Origin of the sequence: Bacillus cereus group sp. BfR-BA-01355, assembly GCF_022663675.1 — a bacterium.
In the GTDB taxonomy this organism is placed as follows: domain Bacteria; phylum Bacillota; class Bacilli; order Bacillales; family Bacillaceae_G; genus Bacillus_A; species Bacillus_A thuringiensis_S.
In genome coordinates, this window is sequence record NZ_JAKUFY010000504.1 from 1 (window position 1) to 217 (window position 217).

A 217-nucleotide genomic window follows, 5' to 3' on the forward strand; every position below is an offset into this window, starting at 1 on the left:
GCCACCCCGGCATGTCATATTGAAAATTGGAGCGGAAGACGGGATTCGAACCCGCGACCCCAACCTTGGCAAGGTTGTATTCTACCACTGAACTACTTCCGCAAGACATGTTTGAGATATTTTATTAAAAGTGCGGGTGAAGGGAGTCGAACCCCCACGCCAAAGGCGCTAGATCCTAAGTCTAGTGCGTCTGCCAATTCCGCCACACCCGCATATT

2 tRNA genes are annotated in these 217 nt (G+C 51.2%); both read right to left on the reverse strand.

Annotated elements, in window-relative coordinates:
• Positions 1 to 27 precede the first annotated feature (27 nt).
• A tRNA-Gly gene (locus MR167_RS32660) sits at positions 28 to 102 on the reverse strand.
• 29 nt (positions 103 to 131) lie between these two features.
• Positions 132 to 212, reverse strand: a tRNA-Leu gene (locus MR167_RS32665).
• Positions 213 to 217: the final 5 nt, after the last annotated feature.